Origin of the sequence: Methylobacterium sp. 1973 (genome assembly GCF_040545035.1) — a bacterium.
GTDB lineage: Bacteria > Pseudomonadota > Alphaproteobacteria > Rhizobiales > Beijerinckiaceae > Methylobacterium > Methylobacterium fujisawaense.
On the sequence record NZ_JBEPLA010000001.1, the window covers coordinates 65,006 to 89,206 of the forward strand.

General features: G+C 70.5%; 29 protein-coding genes. 16 read left to right on the forward strand and 13 right to left on the reverse strand.

What is annotated here, in order from left to right:
• Window positions 1-22: 22 nt before the first annotated feature.
• Window positions 23-838, reverse strand: coding sequence for a L,D-transpeptidase (locus ABIC70_RS00305; protein WP_502915927.1), 816 nt, complete (start codon window positions 836-838; stop codon window positions 23-25).
• 278 nt (window positions 839-1,116) lie between these two features.
• Here ABIC70_RS00305 and ABIC70_RS00310 point away from each other — a divergent pair, with 278 nt between their 5' ends.
• The 5 genes from ABIC70_RS00310 (at window position 1,117) to ABIC70_RS00330 (ending at window position 5,389) form a co-directional block, all read left to right on the forward strand.
• Window positions 1,117-1,833, forward strand: coding sequence for a protein phosphatase CheZ (locus ABIC70_RS00310; RefSeq protein ID WP_043382723.1), 717 nt, complete (start codon window positions 1,117-1,119; stop codon window positions 1,831-1,833).
• Window positions 1,834-1,906: 73 nt separating this feature from the next.
• Complete coding sequence (gene uvrC, locus ABIC70_RS00315; RefSeq protein ID WP_354438569.1) at window positions 1,907-3,961, forward strand: excinuclease ABC subunit UvrC; 2,055 nt, start codon at window positions 1,907-1,909, stop codon at window positions 3,959-3,961.
• 73 nt (window positions 3,962-4,034) lie between these two features.
• Window positions 4,035-4,634 carry a CDP-diacylglycerol--glycerol-3-phosphate 3-phosphatidyltransferase gene (pgsA, locus tag ABIC70_RS00320; RefSeq protein WP_043355549.1) on the forward strand — a complete coding sequence of 200 codons (600 nt, stop codon included), beginning with the start codon at window positions 4,035-4,037 and terminating at the stop codon, window positions 4,632-4,634.
• A gap of 54 nt (window positions 4,635-4,688) precedes the next feature.
• Window positions 4,689-4,940, forward strand: coding sequence for a molybdopterin converting factor subunit 1 (gene moaD / locus ABIC70_RS00325; protein WP_287089235.1), 252 nt, complete (start codon window positions 4,689-4,691; stop codon window positions 4,938-4,940).
• A gap of 218 nt (window positions 4,941-5,158) precedes the next feature.
• Complete coding sequence (locus ABIC70_RS00330; RefSeq protein WP_043355551.1) at window positions 5,159-5,389, forward strand: hypothetical protein; 231 nt, start codon at window positions 5,159-5,161, stop codon at window positions 5,387-5,389.
• Between the two features lie 88 nt (window positions 5,390-5,477).
• Here the strand turns inward: ABIC70_RS00330 and xylB are convergent, their stop codons facing one another.
• Entirely contained in the window at window positions 5,478-6,254 is a 777-nt protein-coding gene (gene xylB / locus ABIC70_RS00335; RefSeq protein WP_354438570.1) for a D-xylose 1-dehydrogenase, read from the reverse strand.
• Between the two features lie 150 nt (window positions 6,255-6,404).
• Between xylB and ABIC70_RS00340 the strand changes: the two genes are divergently transcribed.
• Entirely contained in the window at window positions 6,405-6,818 is a 414-nt protein-coding gene (locus tag ABIC70_RS00340; protein WP_043355555.1) for a flagellar biosynthesis repressor FlbT, read from the forward strand.
• 13 nt (window positions 6,819-6,831) lie between these two features.
• Here ABIC70_RS00340 and flaF read toward each other — a convergent pair whose 3' ends face one another.
• Entirely contained in the window at window positions 6,832-7,203 is a 372-nt protein-coding gene (flaF, locus tag ABIC70_RS00345; RefSeq protein ID WP_043355557.1) for a flagellar biosynthesis regulator FlaF, read from the reverse strand.
• 168 nt (window positions 7,204-7,371) lie between these two features.
• Here flaF and ABIC70_RS00350 point away from each other — a divergent pair, with 168 nt between their 5' ends.
• Window positions 7,372-7,617 carry a hypothetical protein gene (locus ABIC70_RS00350; RefSeq protein ID WP_043355558.1) on the forward strand — a complete coding sequence of 82 codons (246 nt, stop codon included), beginning with the start codon at window positions 7,372-7,374 and terminating at the stop codon, window positions 7,615-7,617.
• On the opposite strand, the gene ABIC70_RS00355 is transcribed toward ABIC70_RS00350, so the two are convergent.
• From ABIC70_RS00355 to ABIC70_RS00365, 3 genes are all read right to left on the reverse strand, one after another.
• Window positions 7,618-7,839 carry a hypothetical protein gene (locus tag ABIC70_RS00355; RefSeq protein WP_139231596.1) on the reverse strand — a complete coding sequence of 74 codons (222 nt, stop codon included), beginning with the start codon at window positions 7,837-7,839 and terminating at the stop codon, window positions 7,618-7,620.
• Window positions 7,840-7,843: 4 nt separating this feature from the next.
• Window positions 7,844-8,158 (reverse strand): hypothetical protein, encoded by a 315-nt coding sequence (locus ABIC70_RS00360; RefSeq protein WP_043355560.1) that lies wholly within the window; start codon window positions 8,156-8,158, stop codon window positions 7,844-7,846.
• Between the two features lie 138 nt (window positions 8,159-8,296).
• A complete protein-coding gene (locus tag ABIC70_RS00365) occupies window positions 8,297-8,806 on the reverse strand; it encodes a metallophosphoesterase family protein (RefSeq protein ID WP_182591198.1) in 510 nt (169 codons plus the stop codon).
• Window positions 8,807-8,964: 158 nt separating this feature from the next.
• On the opposite strand from ABIC70_RS00365, the gene ABIC70_RS00370 reads away from it, so the two are divergent.
• From ABIC70_RS00370 to ABIC70_RS00395, 6 genes are all read left to right on the forward strand, one after another.
• Window positions 8,965-9,684 (forward strand): cytochrome c biogenesis CcdA family protein, encoded by a 720-nt coding sequence (locus ABIC70_RS00370; RefSeq protein WP_043760334.1) that lies wholly within the window; start codon window positions 8,965-8,967, stop codon window positions 9,682-9,684.
• Between the two features lie 39 nt (window positions 9,685-9,723).
• A complete protein-coding gene (selD, locus tag ABIC70_RS00375) occupies window positions 9,724-10,770 on the forward strand; it encodes a selenide, water dikinase SelD (protein ID WP_043760332.1) in 1,047 nt (348 codons plus the stop codon).
• Window positions 10,771-10,874: 104 nt separating this feature from the next.
• Window positions 10,875-12,887 carry a glycosyltransferase gene (locus ABIC70_RS00380; RefSeq protein WP_354438571.1) on the forward strand — a complete coding sequence of 671 codons (2,013 nt, stop codon included), beginning with the start codon at window positions 10,875-10,877 and terminating at the stop codon, window positions 12,885-12,887.
• On the forward strand, window positions 12,884-13,996 hold the full coding sequence (locus tag ABIC70_RS00385; protein WP_354438572.1) for a glycosyltransferase: 1,113 nt from the start codon (window positions 12,884-12,886) through the stop codon (window positions 13,994-13,996). Before ABIC70_RS00380 ends, ABIC70_RS00385 begins: the two co-directional genes overlap by 4 nt.
• Window positions 13,997-14,276: 280 nt before the next feature.
• Window positions 14,277-15,752, forward strand: coding sequence for a GumC family protein (locus ABIC70_RS00390; protein WP_354438574.1), 1,476 nt, complete (start codon window positions 14,277-14,279; stop codon window positions 15,750-15,752).
• Window positions 15,753-15,762: 10 nt separating this feature from the next.
• Window positions 15,763-16,608, forward strand: coding sequence for a WecB/TagA/CpsF family glycosyltransferase (locus ABIC70_RS00395; RefSeq protein ID WP_236961732.1), 846 nt, complete (start codon window positions 15,763-15,765; stop codon window positions 16,606-16,608).
• A gap of 2 nt (window positions 16,609-16,610) precedes the next feature.
• Here the strand turns inward: ABIC70_RS00395 and ABIC70_RS00400 are convergent, their stop codons facing one another.
• The 5 genes from ABIC70_RS00400 to ABIC70_RS00420 form a co-directional block, all read right to left on the reverse strand.
• Window positions 16,611-17,186 (reverse strand): NUDIX domain-containing protein, encoded by a 576-nt coding sequence (locus ABIC70_RS00400; protein ID WP_043353113.1) that lies wholly within the window; start codon window positions 17,184-17,186, stop codon window positions 16,611-16,613.
• A gap of 38 nt (window positions 17,187-17,224) precedes the next feature.
• Window positions 17,225-17,482 (reverse strand): sulfurtransferase TusA family protein, encoded by a 258-nt coding sequence (locus tag ABIC70_RS00405; protein ID WP_043353112.1) that lies wholly within the window; start codon window positions 17,480-17,482, stop codon window positions 17,225-17,227.
• Window positions 17,483-17,587: 105 nt separating this feature from the next.
• Window positions 17,588-17,935 (reverse strand): hypothetical protein, encoded by a 348-nt coding sequence (locus tag ABIC70_RS00410; RefSeq protein WP_043382692.1) that lies wholly within the window; start codon window positions 17,933-17,935, stop codon window positions 17,588-17,590.
• A gap of 97 nt (window positions 17,936-18,032) precedes the next feature.
• Entirely contained in the window at window positions 18,033-19,400 is a 1,368-nt protein-coding gene (locus ABIC70_RS00415; protein WP_354438577.1) for a glutamate--cysteine ligase, read from the reverse strand.
• Between the two features lie 294 nt (window positions 19,401-19,694).
• On the reverse strand, window positions 19,695-20,447 hold the full coding sequence (locus ABIC70_RS00420) for a 16S rRNA (uracil(1498)-N(3))-methyltransferase (RefSeq protein WP_043382687.1): 753 nt from the start codon (window positions 20,445-20,447) through the stop codon (window positions 19,695-19,697).
• A 220-nt stretch (window positions 20,448-20,667) separates the two neighbouring features.
• On the opposite strand from ABIC70_RS00420, the gene ABIC70_RS00425 reads away from it, so the two are divergent.
• A complete protein-coding gene (locus ABIC70_RS00425) occupies window positions 20,668-21,147 on the forward strand; it encodes a hypothetical protein (protein ID WP_043353104.1) in 480 nt (159 codons plus the stop codon).
• A gap of 88 nt (window positions 21,148-21,235) precedes the next feature.
• Window positions 21,236-22,183: a 4-hydroxybenzoate octaprenyltransferase gene (gene ubiA, locus ABIC70_RS00430; protein ID WP_043353102.1), complete on the forward strand. Its 948-nt coding sequence runs from the start codon at window positions 21,236-21,238 to the stop codon at window positions 22,181-22,183.
• A gap of 15 nt (window positions 22,184-22,198) precedes the next feature.
• Here ubiA and ABIC70_RS00435 read toward each other — a convergent pair whose 3' ends face one another.
• Complete coding sequence (locus tag ABIC70_RS00435; RefSeq protein ID WP_182591202.1) at window positions 22,199-22,654, reverse strand: DUF6101 family protein; 456 nt, start codon at window positions 22,652-22,654, stop codon at window positions 22,199-22,201.
• Window positions 22,655-23,075: 421 nt separating this feature from the next.
• Here ABIC70_RS00435 and ABIC70_RS00440 point away from each other — a divergent pair, with 421 nt between their 5' ends.
• Window positions 23,076-23,891 carry an inositol monophosphatase family protein gene (locus tag ABIC70_RS00440; protein WP_354438580.1) on the forward strand — a complete coding sequence of 272 codons (816 nt, stop codon included), beginning with the start codon at window positions 23,076-23,078 and terminating at the stop codon, window positions 23,889-23,891.
• A 35-nt stretch (window positions 23,892-23,926) separates the two neighbouring features.
• Here the strand turns inward: ABIC70_RS00440 and ABIC70_RS00445 are convergent, their stop codons facing one another.
• Window positions 23,927-24,163, reverse strand: coding sequence for a hypothetical protein (locus ABIC70_RS00445; RefSeq protein WP_043353097.1), 237 nt, complete (start codon window positions 24,161-24,163; stop codon window positions 23,927-23,929).
• Window positions 24,164-24,201 lie beyond the last annotated feature (38 nt).

Genomic DNA, 24,201 nt, shown 5'->3' on the forward strand with positions numbered 1-24,201 from the left:
TGATGCCGACGACGTCAGGCGCTCACAGGACTTCGACGCGTGTTCCCACCGGCACGCGGTCGTAGAGGTCGACGACGTCGTCGTTCATCATCCGGATGCAGCCCGACGAGACCGACTGACCGATCGTATTGGGCTCGTTGGTGCCGTGGATCCGGTAGAGCGAGGAGCCGAGATACAGGGCCCGCGCCCCGAGGGGATTCTCGGGCCCGCCGGCCATGTGGCGCGGCAGGTCGGGCCGGCGGGCGAGCATCTCCGCCGGCGGTGTCCAGTCCGGCCACTCCGCCTTGCGGCTGACGGTCTTCAGACCGCTCCAGGCGAAGCCGGGACGGCCGACGCCGATCCCGTAGCGGAGGGCGCGCTGGCCGGCCTGCACGAGGTAGAGATGCTTGCCGGCGGTATCGATGACGATCGTCCCGGGCTTCTGCGGCCCCGCGAACGGAACCTCCTGGCGCTGGAATTCCGGCGCGACCGCGCGGGCGATCCGGGCGGGATCCGCCTGGGATGTTCCGTAGGCGGCCGCGGGCGGCGCGCCGTAGGGCTGAGCCGCACCGTAAGCCTGTCCGTAGGATTGTCCGTATGCCTGAGCGGCCTCCGGTTCGGCCGGCACCAGCTCCCCGGAATAGGCCGCGACCCGCTGGGACGTCGCCGCCCGCTGCGGGGCCGCGGAGCGCTGCGGCCAGCCGCGGCCGCCGCCCCCGGCGCTTCCGGTGACGAGGTACTCGATCAGGCCGCCGCCGTAGCCGCCCTCGGCGTAGCGCGCCTGTTGCGCGCGCGCAGGCCCGCACAGCACGAAAGCGGCCGCGGCCGCCGCCATTCCCAATCGGACCGAACCCCGCATCGTTGCATGCTCCCGAGCCGGCGCCCAAGCGCCCGGCCCGCGAACGATCCCGCGGCATTTTACCGAATCAGGTGAAGGAACGTGGTGAATCGCGCCGAGGCCGCGGTCTCTCCCCGGCCCGTCGGCGGCAGCGTGAATCGCCGGTTAACCGTTCATCGCAGCCCGCCGCGCCTTCGGGAAGGAGCCCGGAGCGGTCGGAAAAAGCTTGGCAGTCACAGTCCGCTAACCGATGTGGTAGAGAGTTGCGTCGACGGAACCCGAACGCCCACGCCCGGACGATGACCCAGAAGCGCTATCGCATCGAAGACAGCCTCGGGATTCCCGCGGCCCCCCAGCCTGGTCCGGGCTCGATCGCCTCGAACGAGCGACTCGAAGAAATCTTCAGCGCCATCCAGGACTTGCGCCGCGTCACGCAGATGAGCGCCAGCGAGACGATCGAGTCGTGCCGGCGCGAGCTGCACGAAGCGCTCGCGATGCGCACGGAACTCGACGTGATGAAGGAGGCGATCACCCGCACCAAGTCGGAGCTGGCGACGCTGCATCGGACGGAGAATACCGGCAAGGGCATGCGCCGGGCGGCCGACGAACTCGACGCCGTGGTCGATTCGACGGAGCGCGCCACGACGCAGCTCCTCGGGGCGATCGAGGAGATCGAGAGCCACGCCGGCATGCTCAACGCCGCGACGCTGCCGCCCGGGCTGAAGCAGCACGTCGACGTGATCCTCGAGCGCGTGATCACCGCCTACGAGGCCTGCAACTTCCAAGACCTGACCGGCCAGCGGATCACCAAGATCGTCGGCGTGATGAAGTTCATCGAGGAGCATCTCGACCGGCTGATCGCCACGTGGTCGGAGCTCGACAGCTTCAAGGAGCTCATCACCGTCATGCCGGTGCCGACCTCCCTGGACGACGAGAGCTCGCTCCTGAACGGTCCGAAGCTCGACCACGATCCCGGCCACGTCGACCAGAGCGACATCGACTCGCTGTTCGACTGATCTCCGGTCCGGGCGCGCGATTTTTGTCGCCGCCCCGGTCCCGCTGGCGCTCAGGAACGCTTAGATCTGCGGTATGAGCCGCAGAGCCCTCTCAGACCTGCCCCCGGACACTTTCGACGACGGCCGCGACGCCGAGCGGGACGAGACCGCCGACGCGCCGGAAGCCGGCCTCCCCGACACGGAGGCGCCGGAAATCGATTTCGACTTCGAGCCGGGTGCCGTCCAGGCCGGCACCGAGGTGATCCGCCGGTTCTGGTCGACCCTGCCGTCCTCGCCCGGCGTCTACCGGATGTTCGATCATCGCGGCGACGTCCTCTATGTCGGCAAGGCCAAGAACCTGAAGGCGCGGGTCGGCTCCTATGCGCGGGGTCAGGCGCATTCGAACCGCATCGCCCGGATGATCTCGCAGACGGCGGCGATGGAGTTCGTCACCACCGCCACCGAGACCGAGGCGCTGCTCCTCGAAGCCAACCTGATCAAGCAGCTGAAGCCCCGCTTCAACGTGCTGATGCGGGACGACAAGTCGTTCCCCTACATTCTGGTCACCGACGACGGCCCCGCCCCGCAGATCGTCAAGCACCGAGGCGCCCGGCGCCGGAAGGGCAATTATTACGGGCCCTTCGCCAGCGTCTGGGCGGTGAACCGGACGGTGAACGCCCTGCAGCGCGCCTTTCTCCTGCGCACCTGCACGGACAGCTACTACGAGAACCGCACCCGTCCCTGCCTGCTCTTCCAGATCAAGCGCTGCTCCGGTCCCTGCACCGGCGAGATCGCCACGGAGGATTACGCCGCCATGGCGGATTCCGCCCGGGCGTTCCTGGCGGGCAAGTCGAACGCCGTGAAGGACCGGATGCGCACCGAGATGCAGGAAGCCTCGGAAGCGATGGAGTTCGAACGCGCCGCCCGCTTCCGGGACCGGATCGCCGCGCTGTCGGCGATCCAGGGCGTGCAGGGGGTCAACACCCAGGGCGTGGAGGAAGCGGACGTGTTCGCCCTCGACGAGCAGGCCGGCCAGTTCTGCATCGAGGTGTTTTTCTTCCGGAACTTCCAGAACTGGGGCAACCGCGCCTATTTCCCCAAGGCCGACCGGTCGATGACCCCCGACGAGGTGCTCGGGTCGTTCATCGGCCAGTTCTACGACGACAAGCCGGCGCCCCGGACGGTGCTGACGAGCCATGCGGTCGAGGATGCCGAGCTGGTGGCGGCGGCCCTGTCGAGCCGGGTGGAGTACCGCGTCGAGATCCACAAGCCGAGCCGCGGCGAGCGGAAGAACCTCGTCGACTACGCGCAGCGCAACGCCAAGGAAGCCTTGGCGCGGCGCCTCGCCGACACGGCCTCCCAGGGCAAGCTGCTCGCGGCGCTCGGCCAGGCCTTCGGGCTCGACGGCGCGCCCCGCCGGATCGAGGTCTACGACAACTCGCACATCATGGGGACGAACGCGGTCGGCGGCATGATCGTCGCCGGCCCGACGGGCTTCATGAAGACACATTACCGCACGTTCAACATCAAGTCCGAGGAGCTCACCCCGGGCGACGATTACGGCATGATGCGCGAAGTCCTGCAGCGGCGCTTCAAGCGGCTGGTGAAGGAGTCACCGCGCACCGAACGCGAAGCCGCGGCCGCCGCCGTCGAGGGCGGCGTCCAGGAGCCGGTTGAGGAGAGCGAGGCGTTCCCGGCCTGGCCGGACCTCGTGCTGATCGACGGCGGCAAGGGCCAGCTCGACGCCGCGCGGACGGCCCTGGAGGAGGTCGGCGTCTCGGGCGTGCCGCTGATCGGCGTCGCCAAGGGCCGCGACCGGGATGCCGGGCGCGAGACGTTTTTCGTGCCCGGCCGGCCGCCCTTCAAGCTTCCGCCGCGCGACCCGACGCTCTACTTCGTGCAACGGCTCCGGGACGAGGCGCACCGCTTCGCCATCGGCAGCCACCGGGCCAAGCGGAAGCGCGAGATGGTGAAGAACCCCCTGGACGAGATCGCCGGCATCGGGCCCAGCCGCAAGCGCGCGCTGCTCCATCATTTCGGGACCGTGAAGGCCATCGAGCGTGCGGCCTTCGAGGATCTGGCCAAGACACCGGGCGTGAACGCCGCCACCGCGCGGGCGGTCTACGACTTCTTCCATGCCAGCGCCTGAGAACCCGACCGCGATGGCCGAGACCGAAACCAGGACGTTGACGCCCGGGCCCCGCTCTGATTTCACCCCTGCGATGAACGCCGTCCTTCCCCGACGACGGTCGCCGGCCTGGACGCTCGCGAATTGCCTGACCTACGGGCGCCTCGTTGCCGTGCCGGTGATGGTCGCTCTGCTGTTCTGGCCCGAATCCCACACCGCCCGGTGGACGGCGCTGGGCGTTTTCGTCGCGGCCGCGATCACCGACTACTTGGACGGGTACGTCGCACGCACCTACCATCAGAGCTCGGCGCTCGGCCGGATGCTCGATCCGATCGCCGACAAGCTTCTCGTCTCGGCGTGCCTGCTGATGCTGACGGCGGACCACACGATCGTCGGCTCGAATATCTGGGCGGCCATCGTGATCCTGTGCCGCGAGGTGCTGGTTTCCGGCCTGCGCGAGTACCTGGCCGAGCTGAAGGTCGGGGTGCCCGTCAGCAAGATCGCCAAATGGAAGACCACCGTGCAGCTCGTGGCTCTCGGCTTCCTGGTCGCCGGCCCGGCGGGCGAGACCCTGCTGCCGGGGACCGAGCCGATCGGCCTGACGCTGCTGTGGCTGGCCGCCGCCCTCACGCTCTGGACCGGCTGGGACTACATGCGGGCCGGGATCAAGCACGTCATCGACGATCCGCGCTGACGGATCGGCCTGCGGGACGTGCGGTCCCTGCCCTGTCTTCGCTACGGTGATGCGATGAAGCTCGTCTATTTCGCCTGGGTCCGCGAGCGGATCGGCTGCCCCGAGGAGGAGCTGGCACCGCCGGCGGACGTCGCCACCGTCGCCGACCTCGTCGGGTGGCTCCGGGGCCGGGGCGAGGAATATGCCTACGCCTTCGAGGATCCGGGCGTCGTCCGGGCCGCGATCGATCGGGTCCACGCCAAGCCGGACGCGCCGATCGCGGGCGCCCGCGAGATCGCCTTCTTCCCGCCGATGACGGGCGGCTGAGGCCCGGCCACGCCGCGCACGTAGTCCACCGGGGTTGTCTTGGTCCCGGTTCCGCAGTCATTGGCGCCGTCGCTCCGGCTCTGCTTCGAACCGAACGGCGCGCGGGCCGAGCCAAGTTTTTTTACGGGTTCGGTCCGCCTTCGAGACCGACGGCTCTGCGGAACGCTCAAGCTGTGACCGCCGTTACCCGGTACCGAAACCGGTATTGGAGTTTCAGCATGCGCAAGACCTTGCTCGCGACCGCCGCCCTGTTGAGCCTCGGCGCCGCCGCACAGGCCCAGACCACCGTCATCGAGCGCGACCGGCCGGCCGTCGTCGTCGACCGCCCGGCGACCGAGTCGAAATCCGTGACCGTCCACGACCATGGCGACGGCTGCGTCACCAAGACGGTGCGCAAAGAGAACGACATGGGCGACTCCAAGACCGTCAAGAAGGAGACGTGCGACTGAGGCACGGAAGCGGGCCGGGCCGGAGCGCGGACCCGCGCCCCCTGTCCGGCCGGTCTCATGTCCGGCCGGTCTCCTGCCCGGCTCTCGGTCAGCGCCACCCCGCATCGATGACGTAGGGGTGGCCTGTGCACATCCGGGCATCGTCCGAGGCGAGGAACAGGACCAGCGCGGCGACGTCGGCCGGCTGGATCCGGCCGTCGAGGCATTGCGCGGCGACGATGTCCGCCTCGCCCTCCGGCGTGTACCATCTCTCCTGCCGCGGCGTCTGGACGTTGCCGGGGATGATCGACACCACCCGGATCCCATCGCGGCCGAGGTCGCGGGCCAGGGCGCGGGTCATCCCCTCGATCGCCGCCTTGGCGGTCTGGTAGAGCGGCATCTCCTTCAGCCCGAGATGCCAGCTGATCGATCCGAAATTGAGGATCACGCCGCCGCCCGCACGCCGCATCGCCGGCACCGCCGCCTGGGCGGCGAAGAACAGGTGGCGCAGATTCACCGCCATCCGGTCGTCCCAATAGGCGGGCGTCACCTCGGCGAGGCTGTGGCGGTCGTCGTTGCCGGCATTGTTGATCAGGATATCCAAGCCGCCCAGAACCGTATCCGCCTCGGCGACCAGCGCGCGGACCGCATCGACATCCGTCAGGTCGCAGCGCCGGTAGAGCGGGGCGTGCGCGGCGCCGGGCGTCAGACGCGCCACCACTGCGTTCGCCGCATCATCCGCGATGTCGCAGAACAGGACGCGGGCCCCCTGGCCGACGAAGGCCTCGACCAGACCCTCGCCGATTCCCGAGGCTCCGCCCGTGACCAGGACGCGCTTGCCACCGAGGCTCGGATACCGTGCGCGCCGATCCGTCTGCGCCGTCATCGGACCTCCCCGACACGTCTGACCCGGTCGTCATTTGTGGGAGTTTATCACGGCGCCCGCGTGGTGCAACGGCCGCGCTCGGGGCGGGAATTCTCGAAACGTTAACGGTTCGCGAATGAGATCGCCGGGTCTTCTAGAAAGGAACGCCCGATGCCCCTGCGTCTGGAACTCAAGCCCTTCGAACGGCTGATCATCAACGGTGCCCTGTTGCGCAACGGCGACCGGCGCTCGACCTTCCTGATCGAGACGCAGTGCAAGTTCCTGCGCGAGAGCGAGATCATCACGGAGACCGAGGCCGACACGGCCTGCAAGCGCCTCCACCTGACCCTGACGGTCATCTACCTCGCCGACGATCCGACGCAGGGAATCGACCTGTTCTTCCGGCAGGCGACGGATCTGCTGGGGCTCGCGCCGGCGGCGGCCCCTCACATCGCGGGGATCGCCCAGGCCGTCGAGACCGGCGCATATTATCGGGCGCTCAAGCTGAGCCGCAAACTCGTCGAGTGGGAAGCCGCCGGCGCGGTGTCCCAGCCGGACCTGCCGGAAACGTCGGCGGCTTCCTGACGGCTCTCGGGCCTCAGCCGGGATTGCCCTGCAGGCCGGCGGCGATGTGGTTATTGATCGACACGAGCGTCGCGATCTTCTCGGGCGTCGGCGCGATCATCGTGTCGATGCAGCTCTGGAGCACGAACACGCCCAGGCGGCCGACGCCCTGCTTGACGTCCGAAGGGAGCGGGTTCAGGTCCGACGTGGCCTCGGAGGTCAGCAGCGTCCAGACGCGCTGGTTGAACGACAGGGCGTCGTTGAGGCGCCCGGCATCGCCCTCGGAGAGCCCCTGGCTCGCACCGATCAGCTTCTGCGCCGCTTTCAGCAGAACCGCGGATTCGGCTTCGCGCGGCGAGAGGGCGCTGTGGGATGTCTTGGCGTAGGCGTTGGCGGCGTAGTTCATCGGCGGTCCAGCCCCGTCGTCAGGCCTGCCTTGGCGGCAAGCTGGCGCGTAGCTGTCGCAGACCAGGAGTTAAAAGCGCGTGAGCGCCAGGTCCGCCATGATGCCGCCGGGTTGCTTATCGACGACGCTGTGTGGCCCAAAGGAATCGGGCCCCGGATCCCAGGCCCGATGTTGAATTTCGTTCTCGGAACTGTTGCCGGCGGCCTGATCGCCTGCGTGCTGACCATCGCGGCGGCGCGGCAGCCCGAGGTTCAGACGCGCCTGGGCCTGATACCCGTGCCGGCCCACACGACGCTCGCGGCCGTCACGAAGCCGGCCGAACCCGATTGCGGGCGGCGGACGGAGCCGGCACCGAAGGTCGGCTCCCAGGACATGTTGTTCAACCGTCAGCGATTCTGGTCGGTCGCGCCCTGATCAGAACGCACCGATCAGCATGAGCAGCATCGTCGTCGCGACGGTGGTGCTGACGAAGCCGCACAGGGCGGCCGCGAAGGACGGGCCGGTGCGGACGACGGCGGGCTCGATGTCGTTCGAAAGCGTGGCGGGGGTCATGGGCGCAGAACCTTTTCGGCGACCGGCGTCGCGCGTGACGGGGTGATGCTGCAGGAACGGGACGTCCGAGGTGCGGATGCGCACCCGATCAATCGCAGCGGTTAATTTTCTTGGCGATCCGCAGGCCCCGCAGTTCGCTGCGGAGATCGATTGCCACGACGCCCTCGCCGCATCGCTCGAAGGCGTCGCGGGCATCGTCGTAGCGGTCGCCCACTTCATCGAGCGTGTCGCAGACGCGGTCATGATCGCCCAGACGGGCCTCCTGACGCGCCTGGAAGCGCAGGGCATTCGCCTCGTCGACCTTGCGCTGGGCTTCGATGCAGGCCGGCACAGCCGACGCCGCGGAAGTCATCACGAGGCCTGCCACGAGGCTGGCGAGGCAACGGGTCAGAGTGACCGACATGGCACTCACTTCAACACTCACACACGGTTTGGGATGGCCACTCCGAAGGCGGACCGGCCGGGTTTCTCGGAGCGGCACGAGTCCACTCCCTTTCTGTCCGCTGAAACGGTGAAGCTGACGTGAAAGTTCCGCCCCGACTCACCGCCCCCGACGCCGGCGGGACGCGAGGATTGCGGAGAGCGGCACGGGTGCCGGCCCCATCGGGTCGACGCCCACGTCGTACTGCTTCGGCATTGGCTTGAGCTTGCCGTGGCTGTGCCCGTGGAGGTTGAGGGCACCCCGGCTCATGCCGTTCCAGGTGCGGAACGCGTAGTGGCAGAGCACGACCATGCGGCCTTCGACCTCGATTTCCGCGTAGTGCCGAACCGACGTCCAGCCGGGTGCATCCAGAGTTTCTGGCCCGTCGTTGTTGCCGACGATCAGGTGCTTCTCGCCGTTCAGCCCGGCGAGGATCTCGCGAATCCGGTCCCCGCTCGGCCCGAGGGCGAAGTCGCCGAGGTGCCAGACCGTGTCGCCGGGCGAGACCGCGGCGTTCCAGGCCGCGACCAGCCCGGCATCGTGGGCCTCAAGATCCGGATAGGGCCGGTGGTCGAAGCGCAGTGCCCGCGGGTCGCCGAAATGCGTGTCGCCCGTGAAGAAGATGGTCACCGGTCTGCTCCGCCTCGCCCGGGAACGCCACCGGACTGCCGCCGAAATCGGCTGGCCGCCGCCTTGTTCCCGCACGCCCGCGGCCGCCTGGCGCGTTGACCGCCCGCGCGGCACGGAGGAGACCTCCGCAGGGCGAGCGGGATCGGGAGCGCGAGGGCATGCTGGGAACGGTCGGATTCGCCTTCCTGGCCGGGCTTCTGTCGGTGCTCTCGCCCTGCGTGTTGCCGCTGATCCCGATCGTGCTCGGCACCGCGGCCGCGGAGCATCGCCTCGGCCCGGTGGCGCTAGCCGGCGGGCTGGCGATCGCCTTCACGGCGATCGGGCTGTTCGTCGCCACGATCGGCTTCACCATCGGCCTGGACGGCGACGCGTTCCGGCGCGCCGGCGCGGTTCTCCTCCTGCTTCTGGGCGTGGTGCTGATGCTGCCGCGGCTCCAGGCCCGGGTCGCGACGGCGGCCGGCCCGGTCGGCGCCTGGGCGGAGGAACGCTTCGGCGGCTTCGGCTCCGGCGGATTGTCCGGCCAGTTCGCCGTGGGCCTGCTGCTCGGCGCCGCCTGGAGCCCCTGCGTGGGACCGACCCTGGGCGCGGCCTCGCTGATGGCGGCGCGGGGCGAGCATCTCGGGAGCGTCGCCCTGACGATGCTGGCTTTCGGGATCGGGGCCGCGGCCCCGCTGATGCTCCTCGGCTTCGTCTCCCGCGAGGCGCTGCTGCGCTGGCGCGGCGGCCTCGCCGCGGCCGGCCGGGCCGCGAAGGCCGCGCTGGGCGCCGTGATGGTGGTCCTCGGCCTGCTGGTGCTGACGGGACTCGACAAGCAGGTCGAAGCTGCGGCCGTCGCGGCTTCGCCGGACTGGCTCAATGCGCTGACGACGCGCTACTGAGTCGCCATGGTCCCAGGACGTCCGGAACGGAGATCAGCGATGACCGATGCCCCCCGCCTGACCAGTCTTGCCCATGGCGGCGGCTGCGGCTGCAAGCTCGACCCCGCCACCCTGCGCCAGCTCCTCGCCCAGCAGCCGGCGGCCGGGCCATTCGAGCGGCTCCTCGTCGGCAACGAGACGGCGGACGATGCGGCCGTATGGGAGCTGGAGGACGGCACCTGCATCATCGCCACCACGGATTTCTTCACACCGATGGTGGACGACCCCGTCGATTTCGGCCGGATCGCCGCGACGAACGCCATCTCGGACGTCTACGCCATGGGCGGCCGGCCGCTCTTCGCGCTCGCGATCCTCGGGATGCCCCTGGGCAAGATCGACCCGGAGGTGGTCGCGCGGATCCTGCGCGGCGGCGCAGAGCAATGCGCCGAGGCCGGCATCCCGGTGGCGGGCGGCCACTCGATCGATGCCCCCGAGCCGATCTACGGCCTCGCGGTGATCGGCACCTGCCGCCGGGAGGCGGTGCGACGCAACGCCGACGCGATGGCGGGAGATGCCGTCCTGCTCACCAAGGCCCTCGGGGTCGGGGTCTACTCCGCGGCGATCAAGCGGGAGACCCTGGACGACGCCGGCTACCGCGACTTCATCGCCACCACCACGCTGCTCAACCGGATCGGACCCGACCTAGCCGCCGAGCCCGCCGTCCACGCTCTCACCGACGTGACCGGCTTCGGCATCCTGGGCCACGGGCTGGAGATCGCCCGCGGCGCCGGTCTCACGCTGACCCTCGAGGCCGACGCCCTCCCCCTGCTGCCGCAGGCGGAAGCGCTGGCGCGCGCCGGCGCCGTCACCGGTGCCTCGCACCGGAACTGGTCGGCGTTCGGCGAGGCGGTCGACCTGCCGGAGGGTTTCCCGGACTGGCGCCGCCACATCCTCACCGATCCGCAGACCTCGGGCGGGTTGCTGGTGACCTGCTCGGCCGACCGGGCCGACGCGCTCCTCGCGCGCATCCGATCGGCGGGCTACCCGGCGGCCGCCCGCATCGGCCGGATCGAGGCCGGTCCGGCGCGGATCCGGGTGATGGGCTGAGACGCCGTCGGCCCCGAGAGGCAATCTTCAACCTTCCCGTCCACTCTGTCGCCCCGCACGAGACCCGAGCCGCCGTCAGAGCCGCCGTGACCGAGGCCGCAGACATGTCACCGCCTCCCCACGGCGTCGCCGGCTGGCCGTACGGGCGCAGCCCCCCCGGACCCGCACGTCCGCGGTCGCTGCCCGACGGGCGCCCCTGGCCGCGGATCCGGATCATCACGGTGGCCCACGCGGATGCCGCCCTGGCCGGGACCGTCGCGTCGGTCCTGCGCCAGGACTATCCGGAGTTCCGACACGACGTGCTGGCGCCCACGACCGGACGCGCGGCCGTGGAGCGGATCCTGACCGATCCCGGTCCGGATCATCTGCTCTGGCTCGCTGCCGGCGACCTGCTCGCCCCGGGTGCGCTGATCGCTCTGGCGCTGGAGGCCTCGCTCGCCGAGGTCGACGCGGTCGCGGGGTTGCGCGTCCTGTTCGACCACGCCGTGCGGGGCCTCGACGGGCCCGATCGTGCGGCGGACGCCGGTGGCCGCAGGTCTGCGGGGGCTGGGATCCTCTGGCGGCGCGACGCGCTGGCGGACCATGCGGACTTCGACCCCGACGGCATGCTGAACGAGGGGGTCGCCTGGTCGACGACATCCGAGAACCGGCGCAGCCTGATCGGTCGTCCCGCCCTGCTCCACAGGCTGCTTTCGGACCTTCCTCCGCCCGCCAGCGGTCTGTCGATCGTTTCGCTCACCGGGACGGGCACCCAGGGCGGGGCCGGCGTGGCCCAGCGCCGGCTCGCCGAGGCACTGACTCTCGCCGGTCACCGGATCGCGGAGGTCACCCTGAGCGGCCGTCCCGAGGCCGCCGAGTGGCGCGACGTCTTCCCTCCGGCCGAGGCCGCGATCGCGGCGACCGCACCGGATCTCGTCCTGGCCGGCAACCTGCACGGCGCCACCCGCAGCCTCGACGTCGTCGGCCGTCTGGCCCGGCAGGGACCGGTCGGCCTCGTGCTGCACGACCTCTTCCCCCTCACGGGCCGGTGCGCCCATCCGCGTGCGTGCGGCCGCGCCGCGATCGGCTGCGATGCGGCCTGCCCCACCCCCGACGAGTATCCGCAACTGGCCCCCGGCCGGATCGCCGGCATGCACGACCGCAAACGCGCGGTGCTCGCCGGCGCCCCGGTCGGGCCCGAAGTGCGATCCCCGGCCCGATCTCCGGCCCGATCTCCGGCTCCCTGGCTTCTCGCCAATTCCGACTGGACGCTGGCGCGGGCCCGCGAACTCGCGCCGCCCGGCACCGTGGTCGAGCCGATCCGCCTCGCCTTCCCGACCGCCGTCTTCCGGCCCGGCGATCGCGCCGGCCTGCGCGGCCGGCTCGGCCTGCCCCCCGATGACGTGCTGATCCTCGTATCCTCGGTCATCGTCGACGGGCCCGACAAGGGCTTTGCCGATCTCCGGGCGGCGCTTCAGGCCGTGGCAAAACCGGGCGTCGGCGTCGTGGCGATCGGTCGCCTCGACGATCCGGCCCGGCTCGGGATCGCGAACCTGTTTGCGCCCGGCCTCATCGCGGACGAGGCGATGCTGGCGGCGTGGTACGGCGCCTGCGACCTCCACGTCACCGCGAGCCGCCACGAGACTCTCGGACAGACGCCCGTCGAGGCCGGCCTGTGCGGGGTCCCGACCCTGGCCTACCGCACCGCCGGGCTGACCTCGGCGGTGATCGACGGCGTCTCGGGCCGCCTCGTGCCGATGCGGCCCGGCGCCCTCGCCGACGCCCTGGCCGCCCTGGTCGATGACCGGGCGACCCGCACCCGCCTCGGCGCCTTCGCGCGGATCGCCCTGGAGAGCCGCTACAGCCCTGCCGCGGCGGCGCTGTCGCTGGAGGCGGTCTTCCGGCGGCAGGGCCTGGGGGACGGCGCAGCCCATCCGCGCTTCGCCCCCGCGATGCTCGGGCATTTCCCCTTCGCGGCCGATCTGCGGACGGGCGCGACCGGCACGGTCCCGGCGGTCTCGCCTCCGCTCGTGCGCCGGCTGCGGCGGGCCAAGCAGATGGTGTTCGGGCGCCGGATGCCGCTCTTCGTGCGGCGATGCCTGTACTTGGCCGGCACGCTGCGGCGCAGGGTGCCATGACGGACCACAAGGCGAAATCCGGCATGGCGCAGCGGCGGATCTACCTCGACCAGACCCATCTGCGGGCCCATGTCACGGGGATCGAACGGGTCACCCTCGACCTGTTCGCCCCGGAGAAGCTCGCCCCGCACAATGTGCGGCCGGTGACCGCCGGCTCCCTGCCCGGCATGATCGCCGCGCAGCAGATCGGCCTCCCCGCGCGGGGGCTCACGGACAGGGACGCCCTGTTCCTGTTCCCGGGTTTCCCGCCCGGGCCGCTCTGCGCCGTCGCGGCGGCACGGTGCCTGCTCTACGTCCACGACACCTTCCTGCTCACGCGGAAGGCGGATCTGAGCCTGCGCAGCCGGATCTACATGAGCCCGAGCTTCGCCCTCGCCCTGCGCTGGTGTCCGAACCTGTTCGTCAACAGCCGCACCACCGGCGCGGCCGTGCGCGCCCTCTGCGCGGAGCATGCCCGCGTCGCCCTGCTGCGACCCGCCGTCCGCGACGCCTTCGGCCTGGCCGACCTGCCGGGGCCGGCGGCCTACGAGCCCGGCGCAACGCTGCGGCTCCTCGCCATCGGGACCATCGAACCGCGCAAGAACTATCCGGCGACCCTCGCCCTGACGGCGGCATTGATCCGCGCCGGCATCCCGGCGGAACTCCATCTCGTTGGCCGGGTCGGATGGGGGCGGCACGCCTTCCTGGAGGCACCACCGCCGTTCCTGCACCGGCACGGATACCTCGCCGACGCGGAGCTGCGGGCCCTCGCGGGGTCGTGCCACCTGCTGGTCTCGACCTCCAAGGCGGAGGGGCTGGGGTTGCCGCTCCTGGAAGTCCAGCATGGCGGCCTGCCGGTCGTGGCGCCGGACGACCCGGTGTTCCGTGAGGTGCTGGGGACGTCCGGCCTGCTGATCCGGCCGGAGGATCCGGACGGCGCCGCTCGGACCATCGCCGCCTGGCTCCGGGATGGCGGTCTGACCCGCGCGGCGGCGGCAAGCCGGGCCAACGTGGCGTGCTGGAACGCCACCGCGGCCGAGGACGGGCTGCGCTTTCAACGCTTCCTGTCGGGCGACCCGACAGCCTACGCACCGTTGGAGTCAATTGTCGCATGCGACCGCAGCGCCTGAGGCGGCCTGCGTAGTCCCCAACAAATCGGAGACTTTTCACGTTCGATTGTCGTGACAGTTAGGATTACGTCTGTATGCGATATCTGCGGGCTTCCTGAAGCAGGAACCGCAGCGGGGCGATACTACTGGTCCGGTATGCTGATTGCTGGACTCCCGACGAAGACGGCGCCTCGGGCGAGCACCTGTTCCAGACCGGCACGAAGCTGGTCAGAAAGGGAACAGGCGACGAGGTTGGCGGCGGGCGGTTGTCTCCGTCCCGACAGGTCAGGGAGCGAGGCGTATGTTCGACTTCTCGACACGGATGAGCGGTGAGCAGCCCGTCCGAATGGTGCTGCCGCAGGTGACCCCGCAGACGGACAGTCGCGTGATCCTCCGGCGCCTGTGGCGCGGCAGCGGCTTCATCGTGCTGGGCGGTCTGTTCATGGTCGCCGTGGCGGTGGCGCTGCTCGGCCTGATCCCGCCGCGCTACACGTCCAGCATCCAGGTTCTCGTGGATCCGAGCGATCTGCGCGTCGTCGAGAACGACGTGAACGCGCGCCAGCCCCAGGCCGACAGCGGCGTCTCGATCGCCGAGAGCCAGGTGCGGGTGATCCAGTCCGACAGCGTCCTGCGCCGGGTGATCGCCAAGCTCCACCTCGATCAGGACGACGAGTTCGTCCTGCCGGACGGCAACAACCCGACCCTCACCTGGGTGAAGGGCGCTCTGGGCATGCTTCCGCCGGCGGCGAGTCGCGATCCGGTCATCACCGCTCTCGACACGCTTCAGAACCGGCTCACCGTCCGGCGGGCCGAGCGGACCTTCGTGATCGATGTCGCGGTGCAGTCCCGCGATCCCGAGAAGGCCGCGCGCATCGCTAACGCCGTCGGGGACGCCTACTTCGCCGAAGAAGCGGCGGCCCGCACCGAGACCGCGCGCCGCGCGTCCAGCGCCCTGGCCGGACGGCTCGCCAGCCTGAAGCGGGATGTCGAGCAGGCGGAGGGCGCGGTGGTGCGCTACCGTGAGGATCACAAGCTCGTGGCGGCCAGCGGCCGCCTGCTCACCGACCAGCAGCTCGGCGACCTCAATCAGCAGCTCGTCACCGCCTCGATCAAGACCGCCGAGGCCAAGTCGCGCCTCGACCAAGCGCGCCGGATGCGCTCGTCGGATCCCAGCACCGCTTTGCCGGAGATGCTGCAATCCCTGGAGATGCAGGCTCTGCGGCAGCAATACGCCACGCTGTCCCGCAACACCGCGGAGCTCGCCACCCGCCTCGGCGAACGCCACCCGGCCATGGCCGAGCAATACGCCCAGCAGCGCGACCTGCAGCGCCTGATCCAGCGCGAGAAGGAGCGGATCATCGAGACGACCCAGAAGGATTACGACCGCGCCGCCGCGAGCGAGGCGGCGATCCGGACGAATCTCGACCGGGTGAAGACCGAGACGGCGAGCAGCGACCGGGCCTATGTCGGCCTGCGCGAACTGGAGCGGACTCTCGAGGCCCGCCGCGGCATCTACGAGGCCTACCTGAAGCGCGCCCGCGAGGCGAGCGAGCAGGAGCGGCTCAACACCACCAACGTCCGCATCATCTCGGCCGCGACACCCGCGCGCCAGCGGACCTTCCCGCCGTCGCCCAAGATCGTCCTGCCGGTGGCCCTGATCCTCGGCCTGCTGCTCGGCGGCGGCATCGCCCTGCTCCTCGGCGCCGACAGCGACCGTCGCCGCACCCTGCGCGCCGCCACTCGGCCGGCGGCCAGCTTCCGGGCCGCCGATGCGTGACATCGGAGAGATGAGCCTCTACCTCGGCGCCATGGATCCGGTCCGCGGGGAAGCACACACGGTGAGCGGCCCCGCCTGCGCGGCGTCCGGGTCGCCGCAGGCGGAGGCGACCGTCGAACTCTTCGGATACCAGTTTCACACCGGACCCGTCGCGGCCCTCGTGGCCGCCGTCGCAGCCCGGCGAGACGGCCGGCCGCGGATGATCGTCACGGCGAATGTCGATCATGTCGTCCAGCTCAGCGAGAATGCCCCCTTTCGCGAGGCCTACGCGCGTGCTGCGGCCAGGACCCTCGACGGGATGCCGCTGGTCTGGCTGGCCCGGAGGGCCTGTCGCCGGCCCGTGCACCGGATCACCGGGCACGATCTCCTGGGCTGCGTCCTCGCCGATCCGCCGGCCTTCGCGCAGCGGGTCTTCTTCGTTTCCGCCCGCAAGGATGCGGCGGACGCCCTGGCCCTTCGCCTGCAGACGGCGGGCCTTCCGGCCGGCGCCGTAGCCAGCGCAGTCCCGCCCTTCGGCTTCGAGCACGATGCGGCCTACAGCCGCGCGCTGGCGGAGCGGATCCGCGCCCACGGTACGACACTGCTGGTGATGGGTGTGGGCGCGCCCAAATCCGAGATCTGGGTGGATCGGCACGGCCAGACGCTCGGTGAACCGGTGGTGTTCTGCGTCGGCGACGCCCTGAACGTCGCGGCCGGGTTCCTGCCGCGCGCGCCGCAGCTGATGCAGCGCCTCGGCCTCGAATGGATCTACCGGTTCCTGCAGGCGCCGCGGCGGCTGTTCCGCCGCTACTTCATCAAGTCCTGGCGCTTCATCGGCCTCGCGATGCGGGAGCAGATGGGGCGGCGCGCCGGCTGATCTCAGCGCGTCGCCTCGAAGAGGTCCGGCCGCCGCAATTGGAGCGCGAACAGCAGCGTCAGCGATTTCATGTCGGTGATCGTGCCGCGGCGGCCCATGGCGGCCAGCTCCGGCAGCGGGATCTCATGCACCGCTACGGCCTCGCCCTCCGCGGCGAGGCCGCCGCCGCTTCCGGTCCGGTCGGCCTCGCCGTAGGCGGCGAGGAACAGGTCCATCCGCTCCGTGGAGATGCCCGGCATCGACCAGGCGCTGGCGACGAAGTCGAGCGACCCCAGGCGCAACCCCGTCTCCTCCAGGGCCTCGCGCCGTGCCTCGTCCTCCGAGGCGCCCTCGTCGAGGAGGCCGGCCGGGACCTCGATATGGCTCGGCGGCCCCCCCGAGTAGAGGACCGGCGCCCGGAACTGCGAGACCAGCGTGGCGACCCGCCGCTCCGGATCGTAAGGCAGCACCGCGACCGCCCGGCCGTGATCCTCCATCTCCCGCGTGAGGCGGGTTCCGTCCTCCTGCATCACCTCGGCCACGAGGTAGCGCGCCCAACCGTCGTGCACGAGGCGCACGCCCCCGATCCGCGGTGCCATACCGATCCTGCCTTGCCCCTGGAAGGCTCACGGATCGTTCAGGAATGCGGCGGCCTTGCGGACACGGTGATGCGGAAGCGCAGGCGTTCCGCGCGCCGCTCGACAGCGTCGAGGCGCGCGCCCTCCTCCCGCACGAGATTCGGGATGTCGAGGGCAGCCAGCGGATCCGTGCACGTCACCACCAGCGTGCGGCCGGCAGGAAGGCTTCGCAGGGCCTTGCGCGTGCGCAGGACCGGGAGGGGGCATTTCAGCCCGCTGAGGTCGAGATCGACGCAATCCGGATCTTCGTCCCGCACGCCGCAAGCTCCCGAACCGGCGCAGCGACCGGCATAGCGACCGGCATAGCGACCGGCACCCGGCGCGTCATAGGCATCGCCGGCCCGCGAAGCCAGCGGATCCGCTCACCATTCGTAATAACCGAAGGCAGGCCCGTAATAGCTGTCTGGTGCAGACCAGACATAGCGCGGACCGGAATAGCCGTAGTCGAAGCCGTGGCTCGGCACCGGCGCGTAGGCATAGCCGTAACCGAAGGGTGCGGGATAACCGTACTCGCCATAGTAGCTGTATTGCGGACGCCCGCGGGCCGCCACGGTTCCGGCGATGCGTCCACCCGCCCCGTAATGCCAGCGGCCGGGGCCCGGCGCCGAGCCTGGAGCCTCGAACCGTGCCAGATCGGCCGCCTGACCTGCGCCCCCGCTCGCCGGCAAGGAAGCCATCGCCAGAAGGATGACGGCGGTGACACGGGTCATGGTAAGATCCTCCAGCGGCAAAACGCCCTGCTGGAACGTTCCAATAGCACGCTCTGGACGTGATTCGCGCCCGGTGCGTCGGTCGATCAGAGAGGCGTCAGAAGACGCATTCGGCGAAGGCCGGCCGCACGCAGGCGCCCCAGCGGCCCTCGTAATCGGCGAGCAGATCCTCTGCCCGCGTCCGGCCGGCCGCGACGATGGCCTCGAGAGGCTGCAGGTAGATGGTCTCGTCCCGCCCCTCGGCGTCGCGGCGGCCCCGTGCCCGCAGACCCGACCGGGCAATCGCCAGGGCCTCGGCGGCGACCGCGCCGAGGGTGGTGTTGGCCACCGGAGTCGCGAGCCCGAGGCGCGGTGCGGTGGCCCGCGCAGCCTCGCGATTGGCCGGGCTCCACCCCTTCACGAGGTCGAGGGCCGCGTCGAGGGCCGCCTCGTCGTAGAGGAGGCCCGCCCAGAAAGCGGCCTGGGCGGCGATCATGCCGGAGTCGCCGACATCGGCGCCGCGCATCTCCAGGAAACGCTTCAGCCGGACCTCGGGGAAGGCGGTGGAGGCGTGATTGGCCCAGTCCGAGACCGTCGCGAACTCGCCGGGCAGCTGCGGCAGCTTGCCGGCCATCAGGTCACGGAACGAGGCGCCCGACACGTCGTGGTAGGTGTCGCCCCGCTTGACGAAGTACATCGGCATGTCGAGCAGCCAATCGACATAGGCCTCGTAACCGAACCCGGCATCGAAGGCGAAGGGCAGCATCCCCGTCCGATCGGCATCGGTGTCGCGCCAGATCTCGGACCGGCGCGACAGGAAGCCGTTCGGCCGGCCGTCTGTGAAGGGAGAGTTGGCGAAGAGCGCGGTGGCCACCGGCTGCAGCGCCAGGGATGCGCGCATCTTGCGCACCATGTCGCCCTCGGAGGCGAAATCCAGGTTCACCTGCACCGTGGCGGTGCGCAGCATCATGTCGAGGCCGAGCGATCCGACCTTCGGCATGTAACCGGCCATGATCCGGTATCGGCTCTTGGGCATGACCGGGGTCTCGTCCCGGCGCCATTTCGGACTCATGCCCAGCGTCAGGAAACCGATTCCCAGAGGATCGGCCACCCGCTTCGTGGCGGCGAGATGCGTGGCGAGTTCCGCGGCGGTGGCGTGCACGTCGGGCAGCGCGGCGCCGGACAGCTCGAACTGGCCACCGGGCTCGATCGAGATCGCACCGCCCGCCTCCGCCGACAGGCCGATGATGTTGCCGAGATCGACAATCGGCTCCCAGCCCGTCTCGCGGGCAAGGCCCTCCAGTAGGGCCCGGATGCCGCGATCCCCGTCATAGGGGACGGGCGCCCGGCTCTCCCGGTAGAACGGGATCTTCTCGTGCTCGGTGCCGATCGCGAAGCGGGCGCGCGGCTTCTCGCCCGCCGCGAACCATTCGATCAGTTCGGCGCGCGTGGTGAGCGGCGTGGTGTCGTTGCTGTCGCGCGCCATGCGCTGCCTGCCCGTGCGTCTGACTTATGCGTTGGAACGGGCGCGCCGAACTGCTTCGGCGGATCCACCCGGTATCGACCCGCTCTCGCGAGCGGGCTCCGGGCGGACACCCGCCCCCGACCCCGATGAGCCCGCGGCGCAGGCGGCGTCCGTTCCGGGACATAATCGAGCCGCCGGGAACCCACAACGCGGCGGCCTCGGCCGGCGCGCCGCTTCACGTCCGATCCGGGGAAACAATCGTCCGGGCTGACGCCTTCATGTGCGCGGGCACACATGGATCGGGCCGGCCCGCCTTCAGCGCGCGTCGCCGAGGACCGCCTGCACCAGGGCCAGCACGGCGACCGCGGCCGTGTCGGCCCGCAGGATGCGCGGTCCCAGGGAGAGCGCGACGGTGTTCGGCCGCGCCCGGATCAGCGCACGCTCCTCCTCCGAGAAGCCGCCCTCCGGACCGACCAGCACGGCGAGCGGTGGCGGGACCTGCGGATCGCCGGCCGCCCGCAGCGCCTGCACGGGATCGCGCACCGGCGCGTCCTCGTCGCAGAACACCAGGAGCCGCTCGGCGGCGAGCCCCGCCAGGGCCGGGGCGAGACGCTCGGGGTCGGGACAATCGGGAATCGTCAGGATGCCGCATTGCTCGGCCGCCTCGACGGCATTGGCCCGCAACCGGTCCATGTTGATTCGGTCGCCCTGCGTGTACCGGGTGATGACCGGGCGGATCGTCCCGGCGCCCATCTCGACCGCCTTCTGCGCGAGGTAGTCCAGGCGCGCGCTCTTCAGCGGGGCAAAGAGATAATGCAGGTCGGCCGGCTTCGTCTGGGCGCGCGTCAGTGCGGCGACGTGGAGGTCGGCGCCCTTGCGCCCGGTCTGGACCAGATGCGCGCGCCACTCGCCGTCGCGTCCATTGAAGACCAGGACTGGATCATCCGGCCCCCGGCGCAGCACGTTGAGTAGGTAGTTGGCCTGGGCGCGATCGAGGGGGAGAATCACGCCCGCGGCGAGATCGGCCGCGACGTGAAGGCGCGGGGCGGTGAAGTCATAGGCCGGCATGGCGGCGTGGTCGCGCGGGGCGGCGAGCCTGTCAACGCGGGGGGCGCGCCCGAAAGTGTTGCCGAATGGTTACGAGCCCCGGTTTTCGGCAGCCAGTCCACCGGTGCATGGCACAGCCGGTTTGCCGCTCGATTGACGCCACAATCCTATGGCGAACCCAGGGGAACGGAAGAAAGCCGGCCGCTCGCGGATTCGGCAGGGGCGTCGAGGGAGTCTCGGAATGGCGAAGGGGAGTCTGAAGCTGGGGGCGGCGGTGCTGGTCGGCACCGTCGTGTTCGGTACCGCCGCGTTCGCGCAGAGCGCGGCACCGGAATGCGGCGCCATCCAGAAGACCCTGGCCGAGCGCAAGGCACTGGTCGGCCGCGCCAATGCGGCGTCGCAGTCCAAGAAGAAGATGACCCCGCAGGAGGCCTGCGCCCTGTTCGGGAAGCTCCAGGCCAACGGCACCGAGGGCATCAAGTGGATCGCCGCCAACAAGGAATGGTGCTCGATCCCGGATTCCTTCGCGGAAGGCTTCAAGGCCGACCACGTGAAGGTCAGCGGCATCCGCACCAAGATCTGCAGCGTCGCCGCTCAGGCGACCAAGATGGAGGCGCAGGCCCGCGCCCAGGCCCAGGCCCAGGCCGGCGGCGGTGGCGGCGGCCTGCTCGGCGGACCGGGCTTGACCGGCAGCTTCAAGCTGCCGCAGGGCGCTCTGTAAGATCGTCTGAGAGGATCACGGATCCGGCGCGGGTCCCCCCTCTGCAGCGATGGGGGACGCACGTGTGGCACGACCGGAGATCCGACCGATGAACGGGACGGCGCTTGACGACGGGCGGCCAGCCGATGCCGTCTCCGGTCACTGGGTCGACCGGCTGGCGCCCCGTTCCTGGCGTCCATACCTGCGCCTCGCCCGGATCGATCGGCCGATCGGCTGGTGGCTCCTCCTCCTGCCCTGCTGGTGGTCGGCCGCCCTGGCGGCGATCGCCGCGGATCAGGCCTTTCCCGATCCCTGGCACTGCCTCCTGTTCCTGATCGGCGCGGTGGCGATGCGCGGGGCGGGCTCGACCTACAACGACATCGCCGACCGCGACCTCGACGCGCAGGTCGAGCGCACGCGCCTGCGCCCCCTGCCCTCCGGTCAGGTCCGTCCGCGCCATGCTGCCCTTTTCCTGGTGATCCAGGCTCTGATCGGGCTGGCCGTCCTGCTGCAGTTCAACGCCGAGGCGGTGATCATCGGCCTCTGCTCGCTGCTGCCGGTGGCGATCTACCCGTTCATGAAACGGGTCATGCCGATGCCGCAGGCGGTTCTGGGCCTGGCCTTCGCCTGGGGAGCGCTGATGGGCTGGGCCGCCGTGTTCGCCCGCCTCGATCCGCCGGCGCTGCTGCTTTACGCGGGCGCCCTGTGCTGGATCATCGGATACGACACGATCTACGCGGTGCAGGATATCGAGGACGACGAGATCGCGGGGATCCGCTCGTCGGCGCGCCTGTTCGGCCGGCATGTGCGTCTTGCCGTCGGGCTCTGCTACGCGCTGGCGGCTGCCTTCGTGATGCTGGCGGCGCGCGGGGCCGGTGCGGGATTCGTCGGGTATCTGGGCGTCGCGGCCTTCGCCGGGCACCTGGCCTGGCAGGTCCTGTCGCTGCGGGAACGCGATGGGCGCGGGGCTCTGGCGCTGTTCCGGTCGAACCGGGATGCCGGGCTGCTTCTGTTCGTCGGCCTCACCGCCGACCTCGTGCTGCGCAATCTCGTCTAAGAACGGTCGGCGCCCTCAGGTGCGGGCGATGATCTCGTTCTCGCCGCGGAAGATCTGCGGACGCGCCGGCAGCCGGCCGGTCTTGCGGCGGGCCAGGAACCGCGGGCGGCGGCGGCCGAGGCCTGCATGACGGCGGCGGATCCGGACCTGGCCGAGAATCAGCCGGCCGATCTGCTGCGAGACCGGGACCAGGAGGCCGTCCTCGCGGACGATCATCCGCGTCAGTCCGGCCCGCGCCGCGATGTCGCGCCACACGGCGACGACGTCGTCCTCCTCGAAGCTGCCGAGGCGCTGGAGCACGTCGCCTTCGGCATCCACCAGGATCAGGCTGAACCGGTCGGCCCCGGTGATCTCCGCATCCTCGGTGGCATAGGCGAGCGCGATCCCGACGGCGCGGCGCGCACCCGCGCCGCGACCGATCACCGGAAGCGGCGAAGCGACGAAACGGGGCGCGGTGTCGGCACCGTGCATCGGGTGTCCTGCGTGGCTTTTGTCCGTGGCCGGGGAAGTGTTCATCAGTCCGAGTCCCTGGAGCAAGTGGCCGTCCCTGTCGGGCCGTCCGTTATGCCAAGCAAAATCGCACCCGAACTCCTCCGCACCGCTTAAGAGCCGTCGTTAAGCGAATCTGGACAGCGCTGTCATTTGCGGAATGCTCAATGCTTCCTTGAATGCTCAACATTTCCTTGCCCAGACCGGTCGTTATCGAACGATCAACCAGCATCCTTGTGGCGCTGCGGGAGGCGCCGTACAACGAGGCGACCGGGCGCGCGATCCTCCGTGCCGGGTCTTCTCAGCCCGAGCGGGTGAGCCCAGGCGGGCCCGGACGTCCGCGTCACCGGACGGACGGGACAGCAAGGCCCTCGCGGGCCGCACGGATTCCACGCGGAGCGCGATGCCCGACTCTCTCACCGACGATGCCGTATCCGCCCTCATGCCGGAGCTGCGCGCCGTGATGCGCGAGGCGGCCGACATCGCGCGGCCGTTCTTCAGGCTCGGCGGTCAGACTTCGGCCCGCATCTGGTCAAAGGCCGGCGGCTCGCCGGTGACCGAGGCGGACGTCGCGGTGGATGCATTCCTGAAGGTGCGCCTGAGCGCCCTCGTGCCGCGCGCCGCGTGGCTGTCGGAGGAGACGGCCGACGACCCGGCCCGCCTCGGCCACGACCTCGTCTGGATCGTCGATCCGATCGACGGGACGCGGGCCTTCCTGTCGGGCCATCCGGATTGGTCGATCGCGGTTGCGCTCCTGTCGGGCGGCGAACCGCTGATCGGGTTCGTGCACGCGCCGGTGGGCAACGCCGATTACGAGGCGGTGCGCGGTCGCGGCGCGACGCGGAACGGCGAACCGATCCGCGTCGATGCACGGCAGCACCTGACGGGCGCCCGCATCACCGGCCCGAAGCCGATGCTCGACCGTCTGACCCGCGGCGCCGGTATGGAACCGGATTTCGAGGTGATCGCGCGGATCCCGTCTCTCGCCCTACGGCTCGCCCGCGTGGCGGACGGAACGGTCGATATCGGGATGATTTCCGGCAATGCCCGCGATTGGGACCTTGCCGCGGCCGACCTCGTCCTGCGTGAGGCAGGGGGCGTGGTCTGCGATTTCGGGGGGGCGGCGACGCTCTACAACCGCCCCGACCCGGTGCACGGCGAGCTGCTCGCGGCACCGGTCGGCCTGCGCGACCCCGTCCTGTCCGCCTGGGACGTCTGAGGACGAGGCCCTGCGCAGACCGGCGGTCCGGCCTCTCAGGCCGCCGCCGCCTCGCGAAGCTTCACCGCGCCGGGCGCGAGCCCGAGGCGCTCGGCGAGATGCCAATGCAGCTCGCGCGGGGAATGGTAATTGTAGGATCGGTCGATCAGGTCGCTGACATCGACCCCGGTCTGCTCCGCGGTCTTGGCCCGGGCCAGCTTGCCCACCCGGAAGGTCGGCGCATCGGTCACGGGGGAACGGACGCCGCGGCGCCGTGTAAACTCGAACAACATCTGTGTCTTTTCTTCTCTGGACCGAACGTTGGCTCCGT